The organism is Microbacterium sp. HJ5 (assembly GCF_054824025.1).
Map to the genome: position 1 here is coordinate 113,076 of NZ_JSYE01000011.1, position 21,159 is coordinate 134,234.

General features: G+C 71.6%; 15 protein-coding genes. 3 read left to right on the forward strand and 12 right to left on the reverse strand.

Annotated elements, in window-relative coordinates:
* Positions 1-5: 5 nt before the first annotated feature.
* The 9 genes from OB08_RS05270 to OB08_RS05310 all read right to left on the reverse strand — a co-directional run bounded on the left by OB08_RS05270 (position 6) and on the right by OB08_RS05310 (position 13,005).
* On the reverse strand, positions 6-917 hold the full coding sequence (locus OB08_RS05270) for an ABC transporter permease (RefSeq protein ID WP_461472857.1): 912 nt from the start codon (positions 915-917) through the stop codon (positions 6-8).
* Positions 914-1,855, reverse strand: a complete 942-nt coding sequence (locus OB08_RS05275; protein ID WP_461472859.1) for an ABC transporter permease — start codon at positions 1,853-1,855, stop codon at positions 914-916. The genes OB08_RS05270 and OB08_RS05275 overlap by 4 nt, the downstream gene beginning before the upstream one ends.
* A complete protein-coding gene (locus OB08_RS05280; RefSeq protein WP_461472861.1) occupies positions 1,848-3,017 on the reverse strand; it encodes a polyamine ABC transporter substrate-binding protein in 1,170 nt (389 codons plus the stop codon). Before OB08_RS05280 ends, OB08_RS05275 begins: the two co-directional genes overlap by 8 nt.
* Before the next feature lie 66 nt (positions 3,018-3,083).
* On the reverse strand, positions 3,084-4,253 hold the full coding sequence (locus tag OB08_RS05285; protein WP_461472863.1) for an ABC transporter ATP-binding protein: 1,170 nt from the start codon (positions 4,251-4,253) through the stop codon (positions 3,084-3,086).
* Positions 4,254-4,522: 269 nt separating this feature from the next.
* Positions 4,523-5,326 carry a DNA-formamidopyrimidine glycosylase family protein gene (locus OB08_RS05290; RefSeq protein WP_461472865.1) on the reverse strand — a complete coding sequence of 268 codons (804 nt, stop codon included), beginning with the start codon at positions 5,324-5,326 and terminating at the stop codon, positions 4,523-4,525.
* Positions 5,319-10,064, reverse strand: a complete 4,746-nt coding sequence (locus tag OB08_RS05295) for a DNA glycosylase AlkZ-like family protein (protein WP_461472867.1) — start codon at positions 10,062-10,064, stop codon at positions 5,319-5,321. Before OB08_RS05295 ends, OB08_RS05290 begins: the two co-directional genes overlap by 8 nt.
* Positions 10,065-10,131: 67 nt before the next feature.
* Positions 10,132-10,314, reverse strand: a complete 183-nt coding sequence (locus OB08_RS05300) for a PspC domain-containing protein (protein ID WP_461472869.1) — start codon at positions 10,312-10,314, stop codon at positions 10,132-10,134.
* A gap of 70 nt (positions 10,315-10,384) precedes the next feature.
* Positions 10,385-12,061 carry an ABC-F family ATP-binding cassette domain-containing protein gene (locus OB08_RS05305; protein ID WP_461472871.1) on the reverse strand — a complete coding sequence of 559 codons (1,677 nt, stop codon included), beginning with the start codon at positions 12,059-12,061 and terminating at the stop codon, positions 10,385-10,387.
* A gap of 287 nt (positions 12,062-12,348) precedes the next feature.
* Positions 12,349-13,005 (reverse strand): alpha/beta hydrolase, encoded by a 657-nt coding sequence (locus tag OB08_RS05310; protein WP_461472873.1) that lies wholly within the window; start codon positions 13,003-13,005, stop codon positions 12,349-12,351.
* A 200-nt stretch (positions 13,006-13,205) separates the two neighbouring features.
* Between OB08_RS05310 and OB08_RS05315 the strand changes: the two genes are divergently transcribed.
* From OB08_RS05315 to OB08_RS05325, 3 genes are all read left to right on the forward strand, one after another.
* The gene (locus OB08_RS05315; protein ID WP_461472875.1) at positions 13,206-13,874 is read left to right on the forward strand and encodes an NUDIX hydrolase family protein; all 669 of its coding nucleotides are present in this window, start codon (positions 13,206-13,208) and stop codon (positions 13,872-13,874) included.
* A gap of 25 nt (positions 13,875-13,899) precedes the next feature.
* On the forward strand, positions 13,900-15,822 hold the full coding sequence (locus OB08_RS05320; RefSeq protein WP_461472877.1) for a M3 family metallopeptidase: 1,923 nt from the start codon (positions 13,900-13,902) through the stop codon (positions 15,820-15,822).
* Between the two features lie 266 nt (positions 15,823-16,088).
* A complete protein-coding gene (locus tag OB08_RS05325) occupies positions 16,089-17,705 on the forward strand; it encodes a hypothetical protein (protein WP_461472879.1) in 1,617 nt (538 codons plus the stop codon).
* A gap of 73 nt (positions 17,706-17,778) precedes the next feature.
* On the opposite strand, the gene OB08_RS05330 is transcribed toward OB08_RS05325, so the two are convergent.
* The 3 genes from OB08_RS05330 to OB08_RS05340 form a co-directional block, all read right to left on the reverse strand.
* Entirely contained in the window at positions 17,779-18,849 is a 1,071-nt protein-coding gene (locus OB08_RS05330) for a threonine aldolase family protein (RefSeq protein WP_461472881.1), read from the reverse strand.
* A 148-nt stretch (positions 18,850-18,997) separates the two neighbouring features.
* Positions 18,998-19,681 carry an SDR family NAD(P)-dependent oxidoreductase gene (locus OB08_RS05335; RefSeq protein ID WP_461472883.1) on the reverse strand — a complete coding sequence of 228 codons (684 nt, stop codon included), beginning with the start codon at positions 19,679-19,681 and terminating at the stop codon, positions 18,998-19,000.
* On the reverse strand, positions 19,674-21,101 hold the full coding sequence (locus OB08_RS05340) for a DUF6421 family protein (protein ID WP_461472885.1): 1,428 nt from the start codon (positions 21,099-21,101) through the stop codon (positions 19,674-19,676). Before OB08_RS05340 ends, OB08_RS05335 begins: the two co-directional genes overlap by 8 nt.
* Positions 21,102-21,159: the final 58 nt, after the last annotated feature.

Here is a 21,159-nt window from a genome sequence, read left to right on the forward strand (position 1 = left end):
TCCTCTCAGCCGCCGGTCATGGTGCGGGCGATCTGCGTGGCGGAGTCTCCCGCGCGCTTGAGCACGAGGGCCACGAGGGCCAGCGCCACCAGCGTCAGCAGCAGCATGATCGTCGAGACCGCGGCGATCTCCGGCCGCAGCCCCGAACGCACCGCGCTGAGCACGTACACCGGCCACGGCGTCGTGCCCGACACCTGCACGAACGCCGCGACGATGGTGTTGTCGAGGCTCAGCGTGAACGCCAGCAGGAAGCCCGCGAGGACGGCGGGCATCGCGAGGGCGAGCGTGATCCGCCGGAACGTCGTGGTGGGCTTCGCGTACAGGTCGGCGGACGCCTCCTCGAGGTTGGCGTCCATGCCCACGAGGCGTGCGCGCACGATGTACGACACGACGGCGGTCGCGAACAGCGACGAGCCGACCGACAGACGCACGATGCCGTCGTTGAAGATCGTCAACCCGAGGTCCTGGCCGAGGAACACCATCCAGGGGAGGAGCGCGACGGCGTCGACGATCTCGGGCGTCACCGACACGAGCAGGAGGAGCCCGAGGAACCACCACACCCACTTGCCGGGGTGGCGCGCCATGGCGATGCCGGCGAGGGTGCCGAGGGCCGTCGCGATGATCGCCGCGATGAACGCCGTGATGAGCGAGACGCGCACCGCGTTCTGGATGGCCGGCTTCTCGAGGATCGTCAGGAACGCGTCGAAGCCGAAGCCGTCCCACGACACGAGCAGACGGCCCGTGTTGAAGGAGTAGATGACGATGACGATGATCGGCAGGAACAGGAAGAGCATGACGATCACGCCCCACACGTTGAAGGCGATGTCGGACCCCGAGCGCTTGGCCCGGGGAGCCTTCACTCCGTCGCCCTTGCGCGGCTGCGCGCGCAGCATCGTCTCGGTCGTCGTCTGGCTCATGACGCCACCTCCGCGGGGGCCTTGGTCGCGGCATCCGCTCTCACGGTCTCGGGTGCGGGGCCCAGTACGAGCCGGTTCTGCACGCGGAACGGCATGGTCACCAGCCAGATGATCACGGCGGCGATGCCGATCGTCAGCATGATGACGAGCATCAGCAGCACGGCCATCGCCGAGCCGAGTGCCCAGTTCTGGGCCGTCTGGAACTGGCTCGCCACGAGCTGCCCCGCCATGTTGCCCTGCGCGCCGCCGAGCACGGTCGCGGTGATGTAGTCGCCCATGAGGGGGATGAACACCAGCAGGACGCCGGCGATGATGCCGGGCTGCGAGAGCGGGAGGGTGACACGGAAGAACGTCGTCCACTTGCCGGCCCCCAGGTCTTTCGACGCCTCGCGCAGCGCGGGTCCGACGCGGTCGAAGGCCACGAAGAGCGGCAGGATCATCAGCGGCAGGTAGTTGTAGACCACGCCGATCACGACCGCCGTGCGCGTGTACATGAGCGCGAGCGGACCGTCGAGCACGCCGATCGACTGCAGCACCGTCGACAGCCATCCCTCAGGAGCGAGGATCACCTGCCAGCCGATCGTGCGGACCAGGAAGTTCGTCCAGAACGGCACCAGCACGAGAGCGATCAGGATGCCGCGACGCGACGGGCGCACCTTGAACGCCATCCAGTACGCCACGGGCGCCCCGATCAGGAAGCACAGGACAGTACCCAGCACGCCGACCCACAGCGTGTTCTGGAAGGTCGCGAAGAACGTGGGCGACACCGCCTCGACGTACCGGTCGAACGAGAGGATGTCGTTCGCGTGCGTGCCGAAGATGCCTGGCTTGTAGCCGAAGCTGAACCACACGACCATCGCCACGGGGGCGACGAAGAACAGCAGGAGCCACGCCCACGCGGGGACGGCGAGCGCGGCTCCCGCGGAGCGACTACGCACCAGCGGCGGCCTTCATCTCGTTGTGGATCTCGACGCGCGTGGTCTGGGAGTCGTTCAGCTCCTGCTCGTGCATCGTCTCGAGCTGCTCGGGGGTGAAGAAGATGAAGTCGCTGAGGTCGACGGCACTCGCGTCCATGTCCTTCCCGCCCACGTTGTAGCCGATGTAGTCGAGGTTCAGGGCGAGGCTCTCGGGCGACATCGAGTAGTCGATGAATGCGTGGGCCGCCTCGGGATGCGGTGCACCCGCGGCGATGGCCCAGTTGTCCATCCAGAGCTCCGTCTGTGGGCCGGGGAGCACCCACTGCCAGCGGTCGGGCTCGCTCGACTCCTGGATGCCGAGGCGCGCTTCGCCGTTCCACGACTGCATCAGCACCTGCGAGCCCTGCACGATCGCGGTGCTGGGGTACGAGTCGAACGCCGAGACGTGCGACGCGACCTCCGACACGAGGAACTGGCGGGCGGCCTCGAGCTGCTCGGGGTCGTCGGTGTTCCAGTCGGTGTCGTTGGACCAGAAGTATGAGCCGAGGGTGCCGGCGGGGTCGTCCAGCATCGACGTCTTGCCGCTCGCCTCGTTCTGCGCCGCATCGAAGAAGTCGGCCCACGTCGCGAGCTCGCGCGTGATGACGTTCTTGTCGTAGACGAAGCCGGTCGTGCCCCAGGCCTTGCACACCGAGTAGTCGTTGCCCGGGTCCCACGCGCGGCCGAGGTAGGCCGGGTCCATGTTGGACATGTTGGGCAGGAGGTCCTTGTTGAACTTCGTCAGCAGGCCGTTCTCGATCATCTGCGGGATGAACACGCCGGTCGGCACCACGATGTCGTAGCCCGACGTGCCCTTCGCGGCGACGAGCTTCGCGATGAGCTCCTCGTTCGAGCTGTAGGAGTCGAGGGTGACCTTGGGTCCGAGCTCGGACGTGAAGCCCGAGACGACGTCCGGCGAGTCGTAGTCGCCCCACGTGTAGACGGACAGGCTGTCCTCGAGGCCGCCGCCCGTCGCCTGCGGCTGCGGCGATCCGCCCCCGCCCGGTGAGCATGCCGCGAGCGCGGCGGCGCCGCCGGCGATGGCGGCGATGCTGAGGAAGCGACGGCGCGAGAGCTCGCGCATGATCTGCGGGGCCGAGCCTTCGGGCGCGAGGATGCGGATCGGGTTGCGGGAGTCGGTCATCGAGGTCTCCAGTTCGGGTCGGAGCCGGGTGAGCGGATGCTGGCGGCTGTGTGGAATTGGGGAAGGTCAGAGGGTCGGCGGGGCGATGTAGCCGCCCTCCTGAGCGGCCTCATCGGCGGGGAACAGCAGCACGTGGTCCGCCGACCACGCGCACACGACGGAGTCGCCGACCTGCAGCGCGGGCGCATCGGGTGTCGGGCGACGCACGATGAGGCTCTGGTCGTCGCCGAGCCGCACGAGGTACTGCATGGTGTCGCCGAGGTGCGAGACGCCGATCAGCTCGCCGCGAGCGGCATTGACGTCGATCGTCGCCCCGGAGGCGTCGGCTTCGATGCGGATGTACTCGGGGCGCACGGCCGCCTCGCCCTGACCGGTGGCGGCGAGCTTCGCCTGAGAAGCGCGGACGAGCGCGTGCGGCGAGGCGATCGCCGCACCCGACTCGGCGATCTGACCGCGGAAGAAGTTCTGCTGACCGACGAACGCCGCGACGTAGGCCGACGCCGGCCGGGCGTAGACCGTGTCGGCATCGGCGAGCTGCTCGATGCGGCCGGCGCGCATGATCGCGATGCGGTCGCTCATCGACAGGGCCTCGCCCTGGTCGTGCGTGACGAAAACGAAGGTGATGCCCAGCCGCGACTGGAGCAGCTTGAGCTCGAGCTGCATCTCTTCGCGCAGCTGCCGGTCGAGCGCACCGAGCGGCTCGTCGAGCAGCAGCACCGCCGGACGGTTCACGAGGGCGCGCGCGAGGGCGACGCGCTGCTGCTGTCCGCCCGAGAGCTGCGTGGGCCTGCGGTCGCCGAAGCGGCGCATCTGCACCAGGTCGAGCGCCTGCGACACCTTCTCGCGGATCTCCGACTTCGGCGTGCGCCGCTGCTGCAGGCCGTACGCGACGTTCTCGGCCACCGAGAGGTGCGGGAACAGCGCGTAGGCCTGGAAGACGGTGTTGACGTCGCGACGGTACGGCGGGGCGTTCAGCACAGAGGTGCCCGAGACGCTGATGTCGCCGGAGTCGGGGTGCTCGAAGCCGGCGATCATGCGCAGGGTCGTCGTCTTGCCGCACCCGGAAGGACCCAGGAGCGAGATGAACTCGCCCGGCTGGATCGTCAGCGACAGGTCGTCGACCGCCAGCTGATCGCCGTAGCGCTTCGTGATGCCGTCGAGGACCACGGCACCGCGGCCTTCGGTCGAGACCGGGTTGGTCGCCGGAGCCGTCTCCGCGTCAGTCGCCGTGGTCACCTGGTGAGGTCCTCCTGCTCGCGGGTCGCGCGACATTGCACGACCGGGTGGGATGTGTGGGGTATTCAATATCGGCTGGTTCGTCCGACGCAATGCGCCGGTGCGCGAACCGGACGATCAGTGATGCCGAGGCTACCGGTCCGACAGATCGTCCGGAGTTGTGTAACGGTCAGGAAACCGCGCGGTTTCGGGCCGCTCACGGTGCCGCGTGCTCGACTGTCGGCGCAACGGCCGACAGATCGTCCGTCTGCGACGTCTCGCGCGCGTCGTCAGGTCGTCTCCGGCCCGGTCTGGCACACCGGGCACCAGAACACGATGCGCTCCTTCGTGGGGTCCGCGCCGAGCGCACCGCCGCGGATGATCGCCCCGCAGCGACGGCACTCGCGCCCCTCGCGCCGGTACACCCACGTCGATCGTCCGGGCCGCGGATCGCCCGTGAAGGTGCGCCCGCTGCGGTCGCGATTGGCGCGGATCATGCGGGCGCCGAGGTCGACGAGAGCGGCGGTGTCGACGCGGTCGGCGGGCGTCGTCGGCAGGATGCCGCGCACGAAGAGGATCTCGTTCGCGTACTCGTTGCCGAAGCCTGCGACGTTGCGCTGGTCCTGGATCGCGACGTGAACGGCGCGGGGATCGGCCGTGAGGCGCCGGGCCGCCTCGGCCGGATCCCACGTGTCGGACAGGGGGTCGGGTCCGAGGTAGCCGACCAGCGTGTCCTCGGCCGATGTCGGCACCACCGTGATGTCGGCGAGGTCGAAGCCGACGGTCTCCCACTCGGTGCCGTCGGGGGCGGTCGCGCCGATGACGGCGCGCGCCTTGAAGGCGGCGTTGCGCCAGCGCTCCCCGCGCCGGTAGACATGCCACTCGCCCTCCATCTTGAGGTGGCTGTGCAGCGTCTGGTCGCCGATGCGATGCAGCAGATGCTTGCCGCGCGAGACGACGTCGTGGATGACGCTCCCGCGCAGATCGACCGTCGCCACCTGCGGAACGCGCAGCTCGAAGCGCGTCACCGTCGCCCCCGCCAGCGCATCGTTCAGGCGGCGTGCGGTGCGGTAGACGGTGTCGCCCTCAGGCATTCGCCGAACCTGCGCCCTGTCGCGCGGCGCGCTCGGCGTCGCCCGCCGTCAGCCGGCGCAGCGTCAGGCCGCGGGGCGACTCCACGAAGCCCGCGTCGCGCAGCGCGCGTCCCCACCCCGTCCCGTGGATGAACGCCCCGTTGACCTGCTCGATGGTCAGGGTGTCGAGCCGCCGTGCCCGCGCGGTCGCGGCGAGGTCGCGTGTGGCGGCGGCGATGTGGGCCTCGTCGCCGGTGAAGGCGAGGGCGGACTTGCCGCCCCGCTCGAGATAGAGCACCAGCATCCCGTCGACGAGGACGACCAGGGCACCCGCCTTGCGGCCGGGCCGGTGCCCGACGCCGTCGAGAGCCGGCCACGCGAGCGCCGCACCGTACGGGTTCGCGGGGTCGGTCGCTGCCAGCGTCACCGCGCGCAGCGGGGGCGGGTCAGGCAGGCCGGCGTACTCGCGCAGTCGGTCGACGGTGGCGGATGCCGCGAACTGGGCGGCGCCGAGCTTCTCGACGACGTAGCCGCGCCGGCAGTGGCCGGCTTCTTCGAAGCCCGCGAGGACGCGATAGGCCTGGGCGAAGCCGCCGGGCAGCCCCTCGGCCTGCACCGCCCCGCGCGTGACGACGCCGTACCGGTCGAGGAGCAGGCTGGCCGCGGCCGTGGCGCGCAGCGCTGCGTCGCCTTCGGGCTCGGGGAGCAGCGCCCACCGCCCGCCGATCGCCGGCGGGCGCGGCGGGACGGACGCCGCGACGGTGCGGACCGCCGCCCCGCGGTACAGGCGGGTGCGGGGCGCCTTGCGGGCGACGCGGTGCGCCTGAGAGCCTCCGCCCACGAGCGTGCGCACGGGGGCGAACATGTCGTTCGTGACGCGTCCTGCCCAGGTCAGCCGCCAGAGCGCGTCGATGACGGACTGCTCGTTCTCGGCGCCGGTGAGTCCGCGCAGCTGGGCGGCGAAGTAGCCGCCGCCCGCGGCGAGGGCGGCCACCAGCTGCTCGTCGAGCGAGCCGGGCGCGATCTCGTCCTCGCCCGAGACCGTCAGGGTCAGCGGGAGCGCATCGGCGGGATGCAGGGCGACCCAGCCGTCGCGGCCGGGGAGGCTGCCGTGCCCGGACCAGACGACCTCTCCCGACGCCGTCAGCTCGTCGAGCATCGCGGGGGTGTAGCCCGCGACGCGCGCGGGGAGGATCAGCGACTCCCACGCGCTGGCGGGGATCGGCACGCCGGCGAGCTGCTCGACGACCGCGGCGACGCCCTCGACGCCCTCGAGGGGACGCGTGACGTGCTGCCACACCGGCAGGAACCGGGCGTAGGCGTCCTGCGGCACCGGCTCGACGCTGCCGCGGATGGCCGCCAGCGACCGCATCCGGAGCCGGCGCAGCACCTCGGCGTCGCACCACTCGGTGTCGTCGCCCGCCGTCGCCGCCGAGGCGGGCAGGAAGAACCCGCTTGCCAGCCGCCCCTGCGACTCGAGTCGCTGCAGGGTGTGCCGCGCGACGGCGATTCCGACGCCCAGGCGCTGGGCGACCGCATCTGCCGTGAACGGCCCGTGCGTACGCGCGTAGCGCGCGACGAGGTCGCCCAGCGGGTCGGCCAGCGGCTCGAGGAATGCGGTGGGGATGCCGACCGGCAGCGCCACCCCGATCGCGTCGCGCAGGCGACCGGCGTCTTCGACGGCGGCGATGCGCGGGGACCCGGCGATGGTCACGGGGATCGCCCGGCGGGCGCTGACGAGCGCGTCGAGGAGGGACGCTGCATCGGCCTCCGCGGTCTCGGTCGCCGTGTCGGCCGGCTGCAGTCGGGCCGCGACCTCGGCGGCGTCCAGCGGCCCGAGGAGTCGCAGCAGATCGGCGATCCCCTCGAGGCCCCGCGCGCGACGCTCGGGGTCGAGTCGCTGCGCCTCGCGCTCGAACTGCGCGATCACGTCCGGGTCGAGCAGCTCCCGCATCTCGATCTTGCCGAGCAGCTCCGACAGCAGGGCCGGATCGACGGAGAGCGCCGCGGCCCGGCGCTCAGCGAGGGGCGAGTCGCCCTCGTACATGAACGCACCGACATATCCGAACAGGAGGTCTCGTGCGAAGGGCGACGGCTGGGCGGGCTCGGTCTCGATCAGTCGGATGCGGCGGTCGCCGATGCTGCGCGCGATGCGCAGGAGCGACGGCACGTCGTAGACGTCCTGCAGCACCTCGCGCAGCGTCTCGAGGATGATCGGGAACGTCGGGTAACGGCGCGCGACCTCGAGCAGCTGGGCCGACCGCTGCCGCTGCTGCCACAGCGGGCTGCGCCGCCCGGGGTTGCGCCGGGGCATCAGCAGGGCACGTGCCGCGCACTCGCGGAACCGGGAGGCGAACAGCGCGGAGCCGCCCACCTCGTCGGTGACGATCTGCTCCAGCTCGTCGGGGTCGAAGACGAACAGCTCGGCGCCCGGCGGGTCGGCCGAGGCATCCGGAATCCTCGCGATGATGCCGTCGTCACTCGCGACGGCGGATCCCTCGACGCCCAGGCGCTCGCGGATCCGGGCGTTCACCGCCAGCGCCCACGGCGCATGCACTTGCATGCCGTACGGGGAATGCAGGATGACGCGCCAGTCGCCCACCTCGTCGCGCCCGCGCTCGACGGTCAGCTGACGGTCGGTGGGAAGGGTGCCCGTCGACTCGCGCTGCTCGGCGAGATAGGCCAGGAGGTTGCCCTGCGCATTGTCGTCGAGCCCCGCGTCGCGCAGACGCTCCTCGGCCTTGCCGGGCTTGGCGGTGGAGACTTCGCGCGAGAACTTGCCGAGTGCCTCGCCGAGCTCGGCCGGTCGCCCGATGCCGTCGCCGTGCCAGAACGGCACCTTGCCCGGCTGGCCGAACGCGGGCACGACGTTCACCCGGTCGTGGGTGATCTCGACGATGCGCCAGCTCGTGGTGCCAAGGGTGAAGACGTCGTTGACGCGCGACTCGTAGACCATCTCCTCGTCGAGCTCGCCCACCCGGGCGTTCTGCGACTCGCCGGCGATGAAGACGCCGAAGAGCCCGCGGTCGGGGATCGTGCCGCCGCTCGTGACCGCGATGCGCTGCGAGCCGGGCCGGCCGGTGAGCGTGCCGTGATCGCGGTCCCAGATGAGCCGCGGCCGCAGCTCGGCGAACTCGTCGGAGGGGAAGCGGCCCGCCAGCAGGTCGAGCGTCGCCTCGTACGCCGAGCGGGGCAGTGAGCGGAAGGGCGCGCTGCGCTTGAGCGTCTCGTACCAGCCCTCGACCTCGACCGGGCCGAGCGCCGAGGCGGCGACCGTCTGCTGCGCGAGGATGTCGAGCGGGTTCTGCGGAATGGAGATCGCCTCGATCTGACCGGCCAGCATCCGCTCGGTCACGATGGCGGTGTGGAGCACGTCGCTGCGGTGCTTGGGGAAGAGCGCGGCGCGGCTGACCTCGCCCACCTGGTGCCCCGCACGGCCGATGCGCTGCAGACCCGACGCTGCGCTCGGGGGCGCCTCGACCTGGATCACGAGATCGACGGCGCCCATGTCGATGCCGAGCTCGAGGCTGCTCGTGGCCACGACGCACCGCAGCACGCCGGACTTCAGCTCTTCCTCGACCTGCGCCCGCTGCTCCTTCGACACCGACCCGTGGTGCGCCTTGGCGAGCACGGGGTCGGCGCCGGCGGTGGCACCGGCCTGCGCCATCATGGCCGCCGGGACGGATGCCTCGGGGAGATCGAGCCCGAGCCGCTCGGAGTAGATCTCGTTGAGCCGTCCGGTCAGCCGCTCGGCGAGGCGGCGGGAGTTGCAGAAGACGATGGTCGACCGCTGCTGCAGGATGCGGTCGACGATCGCCTCCTCGACGTGCGGCCACACCGAGCCGGTCATCTCGGTCTCGCCGCCGCCGGCCGCCCTCGCGGTGCCGGCGCTGCCGTCGGCGAACCAGTCCTCGTCGATGACCTCGGCGTCGCCGGGAGCGGGGGCGGGCGCCCACGGCTCGGTGCCGGGCGGCGGTGGCGGGTTGAGCATGTCGTCGATCGGCACGACGACCCGCATGTCGAAGGCCTTGGTCGACCGGGGAGCGACGATCTCGACGGGCGCTGAGCCGCCGAGGAACCGGGCGACCTCGTCGATGGGCCGCACGGTCGCCGAGAGCCCGATGCGCTGAGCGGGCTTGTCGAGCATGGCGTCGAGCCGTTCGAGGCTCACCGCGAGATGAGCGCCGCGCTTGGTGGCGGCGACCGCGTGCACCTCGTCGACGATGACGGTGTGGACACCCTTCAGCGTCTCGCCCGCCTGGCTCGTGAGCATCAGGTAGAGCGACTCGGGGGTCGTGATGAGGATGTCGGGCGGAGCCGTGACGAGCTTGCGCCGGTCGCTCGACGTCGTGTCGCCCGAGCGCACCCCGACGGTGACGTCGGGTACCGCGACACCCAGACGGCGCCCGGATTGGTGGATGCCGACGAGCGGCGACCGGAGGTTGCGCTCGACGTCGACCCCGAGGGCCTTGAGCGGCGAGATGTACAGGATCCGCGTGGGGGAGGGCGAGGCATCCGCTCGCCTTCTGCGGCCCGTCGTCGCCGCGGGCGCCGACGCGTCCTTCTCGCGGAAGACCCGGTCGATCGCCCACAGGAACGCCGAGAGCGTCTTGCCCGACCCGGTGGGGGCGACGACCAGCGCGTGCTTGCCCTTGGAGATCGCGTCCCACGCACCGATCTGCGCGGCCGTCGGGCTCGAGAAGGCGCCGCGGAACCAGTCCTGCGTGGCAGGGCTGAACCGCTCGAGCACGTCGCTCATCCCCCCATCTTGGCCGGTGCCGGCGACATCGGGGCGGGCTTGACGCGGGCGGGAGGAGCCGCCGGCGTCAGCGCTCGGCGGGGATCAGGATCCAGAGCAGGATGTAGACCCAGATCGACAGGCCGAAGAACACCGTCGCCAGGACGGTCAGGATCCGGACCGCGACGACGTTCACGCCGAACCTGTTGGCGACGGCGAGGCAGGCGCCGGCGATCATGCGCCCCTCACGGGGCCGGACGAGTTGGTTCATGTGCTCATGATGGCCCTGTTGGCCGCGCTCGGCATCCGGTTCGTGCGGAACCGGATGCCGAGCGCCCGCGTCACAGTTCGCTGAGCGTGCCGTCCGCCCCGAGTTCGAGCGTCGTGTCGACACCGAGGCGCTCGAGGAACGCGTCGTCGTGGCTCACGATCAGCACCGCACCGCGGTACGCGGCGAGGGCGTCGACGAGCTGGCCGACCGTGTCGAGGTCGAGGTTGTTCGTCGGCTCGTCGAGCACGATGAGCTGCGGGGACGGATCCGCGAGGAGCAGTCGCGCGAGGGCGACGCGGAACCGCTCGCCGCCCGACAGCGTCGACACCGGCCGCCCGACCGCGGCCCCTCGGATGAGGAACCGGGCCAGCCGGTTGCGCAGCTCGGGAATCGGAACGGCGGATGCCGCGGCCGCCACGTTCTCGAGCACCGACGCGCGCTCGTCGAGGCCGTCGACCCGCTGCGGCAGGTAGCCGACCCGGTCGGTGTGCAGCTCGCCCGTGCCGTGACTCCGCCTCGAATCTGCGCCCTGGCTCGGCTCGCCCGCCGTCGCAGGGGCATCCGGGACCCGACCGCCGCTCGAGGCGGAGTTGTGACACGCTGACCCGATCAGGCTCTCGAGCAGGGTCGTCTTGCCGACGCCGTTGGCGCCGACGAGGGCGACCCGCTCCTGGCCCTGCACGACCCACGAGCGGTGCCCGTCGCTCAGCGTCGCGATGCGGCGCCCGGCGGGCACGCCGGGATCGGGCAGGTCGATGCGGATCGCGTCGTCGTCGCGCACGCGGCGCCCGGCGGCGTCGAGCGCTTCGCGCGCCTCGGCCTCCTTGCCCCGTGCCTCGGTGCGGAGCTTTCCGGCCGAGACCTGGGCGGCCATCTTGCGTCCGCCCGCGATGATCTTCGGCACGCGCTTCTCCATCTGGGCCTTCTTGCCCATGGCGCTGCGGTGCGACAGCTTCACCTCGGTCTCGATGCGTTCGCGCTTCTCGCGCTTGACGGCCTGCGCCGCAGCCTTCTCGGCCTGCTTGGCGGCGTCCTGCTCCGCGTCGAGCCACGCCCGCCACTCGGAGTACGGGCCGCCGAACACCGACAGCTCGCCGGCGTAGAGCTCGGCCGTCTCATCCATCAGCTCGAGCAGCGACACGTCGTGACTCACGACGATGAGCGTCCCTCGCCAGCCTCGGACCATCGCGCCGAGCCGCGCGCGGGCGTCGCGGTCGAGGTTGTTCGTGGGCTCGTCGAGCAGGGCGATGGATGCTCCGCGCAGGCGTATCCCGGCGATCGCCGTCAGCACCGCCTCGCCCCCCGACAGCTCGCCGACGTTCCGGTCGAGCATCTCAGGCGCGAGGCCGGCTTCGGCGAGGGCGGCGTGCGAGCGCGCTTCGATGTCCCAGTCGGAGCCGACCGCGTCGAAGTGCCGTGGATCGGCGTCGCCCGACTCGATCGCCCGCAGTGCGGCGAGGGGCGCGGACACGCCGAGCAGCTCGGCGACGGGACGCCCGACGTCGAGGGTGAGCCGTTGCGGCAGGTACGCGACCTCGGCCGACGTCGCGATGCTGCCCGCGGCGGGCGCGAGCTCGCCGGCGATGAGCCGCAGGAGCGTGGACTTGCCGGAGCCGTTCCGGCCGACGAGGCCGGTGCGCCCGACGCCGAAGGCGCCGGACACATCGGTCAGGGCGGGCGTTCCGTCCGACCACGCGAAAGAGACGCGGTCGAGGATGACCGAAGGGGTGAGGGTATGGGTGGACATGGAGGCCTCCGTGGGTGTCGTGAATGCGCTGACACCGGATGCCGCGTCCCGGCGGTCGGCGGGTACGCCCGCGGAAGCCGAGGAGAAGGCGGCGGGATCGACGGTCAGCGCGGAATCGGAAGCGCTGGGCCGTCGGGATCGAAGGATCGACGGAGCAGCGCGATTACAGCGCGGTCGCGACGATCAGCTTCAAGGGAGTTCCTCACAGAGGGGACAAGGCCAGAGGCCACGATAGCGGATGCCCCGCCCGCGCGCCTGGGAATCTCGTGCTCGTCGGGCGAGAGCCGTCAGCCGAGCCCGTCCAGCTGCTTGTCGAGGAAGACCCGCACGTCGGCGAGCTCCTGCTCCGAGACGCTGTGCGTGAGGCCGGGGTACACGCGCCCGCTCAGCTCGACGTGCCGCGGCAGCCACTCGGTCGTGTGCTCGACGAGGAACTCGGGGATGACGTCGTCATTGGTCCCTCGCCCCCAGAAGACCGGCGGTCGTCTCTCGGCGAGCGCCCCGTCGTGCGGGAGGTCGCCGGGGGTCGCGTAGCCGGAGAGGTTCACTGCGAACGCGAAGCGGGCAGGGTCGAGGCGCATGGCCTGCAGCGCCACCGCCGCTCCCTGCGAGAAGCCGAGCAGACCCACCGATCGATGAGCGGATGCCGCGGCATCCGTCCACTCGATCAGCTGAGCGGCCGCGGTCGTGACGTGCACCGGGTCGCGACTCTCGAGCCCCTCGATGGGGTACCAGGAGTACCCGGGCGCGGGGAACGGCGGGGCGAGCGGCGCCCGCACCGCGGCCACGGCGAACCCGGGCGGCAGGTAGGGCACGAGCCCGAAGAGGTCGTTCTCGTCGGCGCCGTAACCGTGCAGCAGCACGAGGAGCGGTCGTCCTTCGCGGGCGGCCGCGTCGGCGGACCACAGCACGGCTTCGGCGTCGAGGGGTGCGGGGATGCTCACCCGACCATCCTGCCGCTCACTTCAGCTGCCGCGGTCGCCGTGGCGGCGAGCGCGGCGCGTGCCGCCGTGTGCATGTCATCCCTCCTCAGGTGATGGTTGCGATGTGGGTCGCACGCTACGCCCGTCCGCCGCGGGCCGGAAGAGGGCCGGGGGCTCTGCACCGACCCCCGCCGCCGGAGGCCGTGGGGTATACAGGAGTCATGCCGGTCCGCACCCCCGACCCCGACCCGAACGAGCGCGACGACGACGGCACGCCGCGCGACCCGCTGGGCGGCGTGGGGGCGTCGTTCGGCCAAGGCGGTCGTCAGCTGGGCGACGGCACGTTCGGCTCGCCGAGTCCGGATGCCGCGGCCAACCCCGGCTGGCTGACCGACATCGAGCTGGCCGAGGCCCGCCGGCGGCTGCCCATGCTGTACGTCGAGGCGCTTCCGGTGCGCACCGACGGCGTGGGTGTGGTCACCGAGGTGGGGATCCTCCTGCGGGCGACGCCGCTGGGCGAGATGACGCGCACGCTCGTGTCGGGACGGGTCCGCTACGGCGAGACCGTGCGCGACGCGCTGTTCCGCCACGTCGAGAACGACCTCGGACCGATGGCGTTCCCGCTGCTTCCCCCGCAGCCGACGCCGTTCACGGTGGCGGAGTACTTCCCGCTTCCCGGCATGAGCCCCTTCCACGACGACCGCCAGCATGCCGTGTCGCTCGCGTTCGTCGTCCCGGTGACGGGCACGTGCGAGCCGCGTCAGGACGCGCTCGAGGTCACGTGGCTGAAGCCGGAGGAAGCGGCATCCGACGCTCTCTCCGCTGAGATGGAGGGCGGCCGCGGCACCCTGGTGCGCCTGGCACTCGCGAGCGTCGGGGCGCTGCGCTGAGACGAGCGCGCCGTAGGCTCGTCGGGTGAGCAACGTCGCACTCGAGCCCCTGTCCTTCCCGACCGACCGCGAGGGCTGGCTGGCACTGGCCACCGACCGTGCGGCCGACCGGATTGCCCGTGTCGCCGCGCTCGACGAGCAGCTCAAGGGCTCGCCGGACCTCTCGACGATCGAGCGGCTCGAACGCTGGAACGACGCCGAGTTCGCGCTCGCCGAGGCCCTGAGCGCCGCCTACCTGCTCAGCGAGGCGCACCCCGACGATGCCGTGCGCGAGGCCGCCGAGACGCAGGTGCAGGCGGTCGAGGCGCTCAGCAGCGCGAGGCTCCTCGACCGCGACCTCTGGGCGGTGTTCGCCGACGCCGACCAGACGGGTCTCGACGGCGACGCGGCGCGGCTGCTGGCGCATCTGCTGCGCGACTTCCGACGCGGCGGGGTCGACCTCGACGACGAGACGCGCGAACGTGTGCGTGCGCTCACCGATCGCGACACCGAGCTGTCGCTGACGTTCTCGCGCAACGTGCGCGACGGGCGCCGCGAGATCACTGTCCCGCCCGGCGGCCTCGCCGGTCTGCCGCAGGACTTCATCGACGCCCACCCCGTGGGCGCCGAGGGCAGGGTGACCCTCACGACCGAGTACACCGACCTGATGCCGGTGCGCGAGTACGCCTCCGATCGCGCCACGCGCGTCGCACTCCTCACTGCGTACAACGACCTCGCATGGCCCGAGAACGACGCGGTCCTCGCCGAGCTGCTCGAGGTGCGCGCCGAGCGCGCGCGGCTGCTCGGCTTCGAGGACTGGGCCGACTACGAGACCGAGACACGCATGATCGGCTCAGGACCCGAGATCCCCGCATTCCTGTCGCGACTGGATGCCGCATCCGCCGAGGCCGCCGCGGTCGAGTACGAGCGGCTGAGGGACCGCCTCCTCCGCGACGAGCCCGGCGCGAGCGAGGTCACGATCGCCGACTTCTGGTACCTGCTCAGCGCTCTCAAGCGCGAGGAGTACGACGTCGACGCGCAGCTCGTGCGCTCGTACTTCCCGTTCGAGCGCGTGAAGCCCGGCGTGCTCGACGTCACCGCGCGACTGCTCGGCGTCGAGTACGTTCCGGTCGACGTGCCGACGTGGCACGACGACGTCGCGAGCTACGACGTGCTCCGCGCCGGCGAGCGGATCGGCCGCATCCACCTCGACCTTCACCCCCGACCGGGCAAGTTCAACCACGCGGCCTGCTTCCCGCTCGTGCCCGGCGTCGCCGGGCGGTCGCTGCCCGAAGCCGTGCTGCTGTGCAACTTCTCCCGCGGGCTGCTCGAGCACGACGAGGTCGTGACGTTCTTCCACGAGTTCGGCCACCTCGTCCACGACATCCTGGGCGGCCGTCAGCGCTGGGTGCGGTTCAGCGGGGTCGCCACCGAGTGGGACTTCGTCGAGGCGCCGAGCCAGCTGCTCGAGGAGTGGGCGTGGGATGCGGACGTGCTCCGGTCGTTCACCGCGAACGCCGACGGCGAGCCGATCCCCGCAGAGCTCGTCGAGAAGATGCGGGTGGCCGACGCGTTCGGCCGCGCGCTCGAGGTGCGCCGCCAGCTCGGGCACGCGAACGTCTCGTATCACCTGCACGTCGACCGTCCGGCCGACCTGCAGGCCGAGACCGAGCGCCTGTACGCGACGACGAGCCCGGTGCAGCCGCTGCCCGGCCTGCACCCGTACGCCGGGTTCGGGCATCTCACGGGCTACGGCGCCTGCTACTACACGTACCAGTGGAGCCTCGTCATCGCCCGCGATCTGCTGTCGGGCTTCGACGCGGACCTCATGGACGAGGAGACCGCACATCGCTATCGCCGCGAGATCCTCGAGCCCGGCGGGTCGCGCGACGCCCGCGATCTGGTGCAGGCGTTCCTCGGGCGGGAGTACTCGTTCCCCGCATACCGGGAGTGGCTCGCGGGCGCCTGAACCGGCGTGCACGGGGCAGCGGACGAGGCTGTCCACATTCTTCTTTCCGGGGTGGCGGAACACACAGGCGGGCGGGGTATTCTTCACCTGCCCGCGCCGCATTCACCTGCGCCGAGAACCTGGTGCCGCCGAGGGCGTCGTCTCCCCGTGATCCCCCGCCGCCGGCGTGCGCTGTGCTCGCCCGGCACGAGGGCCGCGGTGCGCGTCGCCCCATCCCCCCGAAGCGCACGCCGAACCCCGAATCCGAAGAAGCGGAGACCCGCCCGATGTCCGACAACGCCTCGCCCGCCCGTCACGACACCCCTGAAGACACCAGCACCAACCCGTTCGACCGGCTGATCAGCGCCGCCGGAGGGGCCGCCCCCGAAGCGGCCTTCACCACCGCCTTCCGCGGCTACGACAAGGACGAGGTCGACACCGCGATCGCCGGCCTCAACGCCCGCGTGCGCGCGGCGACCGAGCAGGTGACGCTGCTCAAGCAGAACCAGCGCCGCGCCAGCGCCGCCGTGTCGCAGAGCCGTGAGAAGGCCGACCGTCTCGAGGCAGAGCTCGCAGCTGCGGCAGCGCAGCGTCAGGACGCGATCGACCGCCTCGAGTCCGAGGTCGCCGCCGCCGGGTCGCGCGACCGCAGCGACGTCGCCCGTCTCGAGGCAGAGCTCGCGGCTGCCAAGGCGAAGCTCGCCGGCGCCGAGCACCGCGTGCAGGCCCTCACCGAGGAGCTCGTGAGCGCCACCGAGGAGTCGGCCTCGCCGAACCGCCCGCAGTTCGAGGAGATCCTGCGCGTCGCCGAGGAGCAGGCCGGCGTGGTGCTGCGCAACGCGACGGTGCAGGGCGAGCGCCTGCTCGCCGCGGCCCACGAAGACATCGACAACCGCCGCAAGGATGCCAAGACCGAGGCCGAGGCGATCGTGTCGCAGGCCCAGCACGAGGCCCAGCAGGCGCGGCTGCGCATCGAGACGGAGCTGACCGCGCACCAGGCCCGCATCGAGCGCGAAGCCGCGCACGCGGCTGAGAAGGTCGCGCAGGCCGAGCGCGAGGCCGCCGCAATCCGCTCCGAGGCCGAGAAGGGCGTCGCGACGCTGCGCTCGATGGTCGCCCGCGAGACGGCGCACGCCCGCTCCGAGGCCGAAGACGCCGTGCGCGAGCTGCGCGTGCGCGCCCTCGACTTCGAGGCATCCCTCACCCGTCGTCAGGACGATGCGCAGCAGGAGTTCCTCGTGCTGCACAATCAGGCGGTCGCCCACGCCGAGCGCATCACGCAGGACGCCAACGACCAGGTCGCCGCGTCGCTCGAGCACGCTCAGCGCGTGTCGGCCAAGGCCGACGACTTCGAGCGGCTCGTGCGCGCCCAGGCCCAGCAGGTCGAGGCCGACGCGAATGTGCGCGCCCGCGAGCAGCTCGACCAGGCGCGCGCGAAGGCCCAGCAGATCATCGACCTCGTCACGAGCCACTCGCACGCGGTCCTCCGCGACGCCGAGGACCGCACCCGCCAGCTGCGCTGGCAGCAGCACCAGCTGACGAGCTTCATGGCCGAGGTCAAGGACCTCATCCGCCCCGCGGTGCCGGTCGACCTCACCGACGCCGGCGTGGTCGTGGCCGGCGATGCCGCGCCCGAGGTGCTCCACGCGGCCGAGGTGCTCGAGAGCGCCGAGGACGCCGCCGAGGCGCTCGAGGACGCCGCCGAGGCGCTCGCGGACGAGACCCCGATCGAGCACGTGCTCCACTCGGAGGACGTCGACGCCGCCCACGAAGCGGGCGACGGGGAGGCAGTCGAGGGCGAGCTCGAGGCCGCTGCTGACGAGGCCGAGGCCGCTGCCGACGAGCAGCCGCAGCACTCCGAGCACTCCGAGCACGGCGAGGAGCTCCAGCGCACCGAGGGCTGAGCCGAACACGACGAAAGGGTGGGTCCCGCGCGAGGCGGGGCCCACCCTTTCGTCGTGCCGGGCGGCGTGCGGGTCAGCTGCGCGAGGTCTCGCGCGCGATCGCGGCCAGGAACGCGTCGATGTCGTTCTCGGACGTGTCGAACGAGCACATCCAGCGCACCTCGTTCTTCGCGGCATCCCAGTCGTAGAAGCGGAACGATGCGCGCAGACGGTCGGCGACGCCGTCGGGCAGGGTCGCGAAGACGCCGTTGGCCTGGGTCGGCTGGGTGAACGCGACGCCGTGGATGGTGCCGTCGGCGAGACCGGCCTCGACGCCCGCGCGCAGGCGTTGCGCCATGGCGTTCGAGTGCGATGCGTTGCGGTGCCACAGGTCGCCCTCGAGCAGCGCGACCAGCTGGGCCGACACGAAGCGCATCTTCGACGAGAGCTGCATGTCGAGCTTGCGCAGGTAGGTGAGCCCCTGCGAGGCCTCTGGGTTCAGCACCACGATCGCCTCACCGAGCATCGCGCCGTTCTTGGTGCCGCCGAAGCTCAGCACGTCGACGCCCGCGTCGCGCGTGAGGGCGCGGAAGGGCACGTCCAGCGAGGCGGCGGCGTTCGAGAGGCGCGAGCCGTCCATGTGCAGGCGCATGCCGTGACCGTGGACGTGGTCGGCGATCGTGCGGACCTCGTCGACCGAGTAGAGCGTTCCCAGCTCGGTCGACTGCGTGATCGAGACGACGAGCGGCTGGGCGCGGTGCTCGTCGCCCCAGCCCCACGCCTCGCGGTCGATGAGCTCGGGGGTGAGCTTGCCGTCCTCGGTCGGCACGTTGAGGATCTTGATGCCGCCCACGCGCTCGGGTGCGCCGCCCTCGTCGACGTTGATGTGGGCCGTGCTCGCCGCGATGACGGCGCCCCAACGGGGAAGCATCGACTGCAGTCCGACGACGTTCGCGCCCGTGCCGTTGAAGACCGGGTACGCCTCGACACCCTCGCCGAAGTGGTGCGCCATGACGGCCTGCAGCCGCTCGGTGTAGTCGTCCTCGCCGTACGCGACCTGGTGACCGTCGTTGGCGGCGGCGATGGCCGCGAGCACCTCGGGGTGGATGCCGGAGTAGTTGTCGGAGGCGAAGCCGCGCAGGTTCGGGTCGTGGATCGTGGTCACGGTGTTCCAATCTAGTTCGTGTCGCAACTCCGCCTGATCCGGCGGGAGCCGCTCGAGTGCCCGCGGATCCACGCGCCCGCTCGGTGCCGGCGGGTCGGCGCAGGCGGAGTTACGGCACGCGCCGCTCGGGCCGCTGCGGCGGTGCTGGTCAGAGGGTCGGGTCGGTCAGCTCGACGACCGAGTCGTTGACGTCGTCGGCGTCCGACGCCCACAGGTCGGCGAATCGCTGCGCGAGGGCCTCCTCGAGCCCGTCGAGGCTCTTGACCCGGAAGACGACGGATGCCGCGGCCAGCGGCCGACCGGCATCCCGAGCCGCTTTCGCGAAGCCCTGCGCGACCGCGCGCGCCCACGCCTCGGTCGCGGCCTTCACCGCCGCGTAGTTGGCCCCGCCGGCCAGCGGCCGTGCGACCGCGGTCGACGAGACGACCGCCAGCCTGCCCGCGCTCGATGCCCGCAGGTCGGCGTCGAAGGCCCGCGTGACGTTGCGCAGCGCGGTGAAGGATCCCTCGAGGAAGCGGTAGTCGTCGTCGGACTGGCCCGCGAGGCCTCCGCCGCCGCGCCAGCCGCCCACGAGGTGCGGGATGCCGTCGACGGCGCCGTGCGCGGCGTGCACCCGCCCGGCGAGCGAGGCGACCTCGGCGTCGTCCGCCAGGTCGCACACCTCGACCGCGATGCCGGGCACGGCGGCAGCGAGCTCGTCGAGCTTCGCACCGTCACGCCCGACCGCGACGACCCGCGCCCCGGCCGAGACCAGGACGCGGGATGCCGCGAGACCGGAGGCGCTCGTCGCGCCCCCGATCAGCACGAGCCGGCCGGCGACGGAGTCAGGCATCGGCCCCGGTCAGGCCGGCCGTCGACTCGATGACGGGCTTCATCTTCTTGTCGAGCGCCTCGAAGAACATCGACAGCGGGAACTCGTCGTCCATGACCGCGTCGGTGTAGCCCTTCGGAGCTCCGGCGAGGATCTCGTCGGAGAGTCCACGCGCCCACGCCGAGGCCGGGTTCGGCGTCAGCGTGCCGCGGACCAGCTCGTACGCGGCGAGCCAGTGCGCCGTCTTCGGGCGGTCGATCGAACGCCAGTAGAGCTCGTCGATCGTGTCGGCGAGGGCGACCACCGCAGCGGGCACCTCGGCCCAGTCGAAGGCGAGGGCCGTGTCGGTCCAGTGCAGCACGCCGCGCTGGTGCAGCCACGCGAACAGCAGCTGACCGCCGAGGCCGTCGTAGTTGCGCACGCGCGAGCCGGTGATCGAGAACCGGAAGATCCGGTCGAAGATCACCGCGTACTGCACGAGCTTCGCGTGCTCGAGCATCTCGGCCTCGGCGTCGGTCAGCGATTCCTGAGCCGACAGGCGGCCCTGGATCGCGACGCACTCGCGGAACGCGGTGAGATCGCAGCGCAGCTCTTCCAGCGAGTACAGGAAGAACGGCATCCGCTGCTTGATCATGAACGGGTCGAACGGCAGGTCGCCGCGCATGTGGGTGCGGTCGTGGATGATGTCCCACATCACGAACGTCTTCTCGGTGAGCGCCTGGTCGTCGAGCATGCGCGCCGCGTCGGCCGGCAGGTCGAGCTTCGTGATCTCGGCGGCGGCGCGCACGACGCGGCGGTAGCGCGCGGCCTCGCGGTCCTGGAAGATCGCGCCCCACGTGAACGCGGGGATCTCGCGCATCGCGACCGTCTCGGGGAACAGCACCGCCGAGTTCGTGTCGTAGCCGGGCGTGAAGTCGAGGAACCGCAGCGAGACGAAGAGCTTGTTGGTGTACTCCGTCTCGAGCTCGGCGATGAACTCCGGCCAGATCACCTCGACGAGCACCGCCTCGACGTGCCGGTCGGACGAGCCGTTCTGCGTGTACATCGGGAACACCACGAGGTGGCGGATGCCGTCGACCCGGTGCTGCTGCGGCTGGAACGCCACGAGCGAGTCGAGGAAGTCGGGCACGCCGAAGCCGTCGTCCATCCAGCGTCGGAAGTCGCGCACCGACGCCTCCAGGTAGGCGGCGTCGTGCGGGAAGCGCGGGGCGAGCTCATCGATCGCGGCGATGATCGCCTCGACGTGCTCACGGGCGGCCGCGTGGGACGCGGCATCCGGAATCGATCCGTCCTTGATCTGGAGGGGCTGGAGAGCGGATCCTGCGCCCTTGAGGCTCTGCCACGCGGCCGAGGTCTCGACCCCGTCGGCGAGAGAGATGGCGTCCTCGACGACCTCGGGTTCGCCGACGATGACCTGCGTGGCGCGGGTGGGTGTGGACATGGTGAACCTCCGATCGTCGCTGGGTTGACGTCAGTCTACGGGAAACCTTCCTGTGATT

What these genes read in the sequence shown, in the direction of transcription:
- OB08_RS05270 (WP_461472857.1), bottom strand. Translation starts at nt 917, where the DNA reads ATGAGCCAGACGACGACCGAGACGATGCTGCGCGCGCAGCCGCGCAAG.
- OB08_RS05280 (WP_461472861.1), bottom strand. Translation starts at nt 3,017, where the DNA reads ATGACCGACTCCCGCAACCCGATCCGCATCCTCGCGCCCGAAGGCTCG.
- OB08_RS05290 (WP_461472865.1), bottom strand. Translation starts at nt 5,326, where the DNA reads ATGCCTGAGGGCGACACCGTCTACCGCACCGCACGCCGCCTGAACGAT.
- OB08_RS05295 (WP_461472867.1), bottom strand. Translation starts at nt 10,064, where the DNA reads ATGAGCGACGTGCTCGAGCGGTTCAGCCCTGCCACGCAGGACTGGTTC.
- OB08_RS05300 (WP_461472869.1), bottom strand. Translation starts at nt 10,314, where the DNA reads ATGAACCAACTCGTCCGGCCCCGTGAGGGGCGCATGATCGCCGGCGCC.
- OB08_RS05305 (WP_461472871.1), bottom strand. Translation starts at nt 12,061, where the DNA reads ATGTCCACCCATACCCTCACCCCTTCGGTCATCCTCGACCGCGTCTCT.
- OB08_RS05315 (WP_461472875.1), top strand. Translation starts at nt 13,206, where the DNA reads ATGCCGGTCCGCACCCCCGACCCCGACCCGAACGAGCGCGACGACGAC.
- OB08_RS05325 (WP_461472879.1), top strand. Translation starts at nt 16,089, where the DNA reads ATGTCCGACAACGCCTCGCCCGCCCGTCACGACACCCCTGAAGACACC.
- OB08_RS05335 (WP_461472883.1), bottom strand. Translation starts at nt 19,681, where the DNA reads ATGCCTGACTCCGTCGCCGGCCGGCTCGTGCTGATCGGGGGCGCGACG.
- OB08_RS05340 (WP_461472885.1), bottom strand. Translation starts at nt 21,101, where the DNA reads ATGTCCACACCCACCCGCGCCACGCAGGTCATCGTCGGCGAACCCGAG.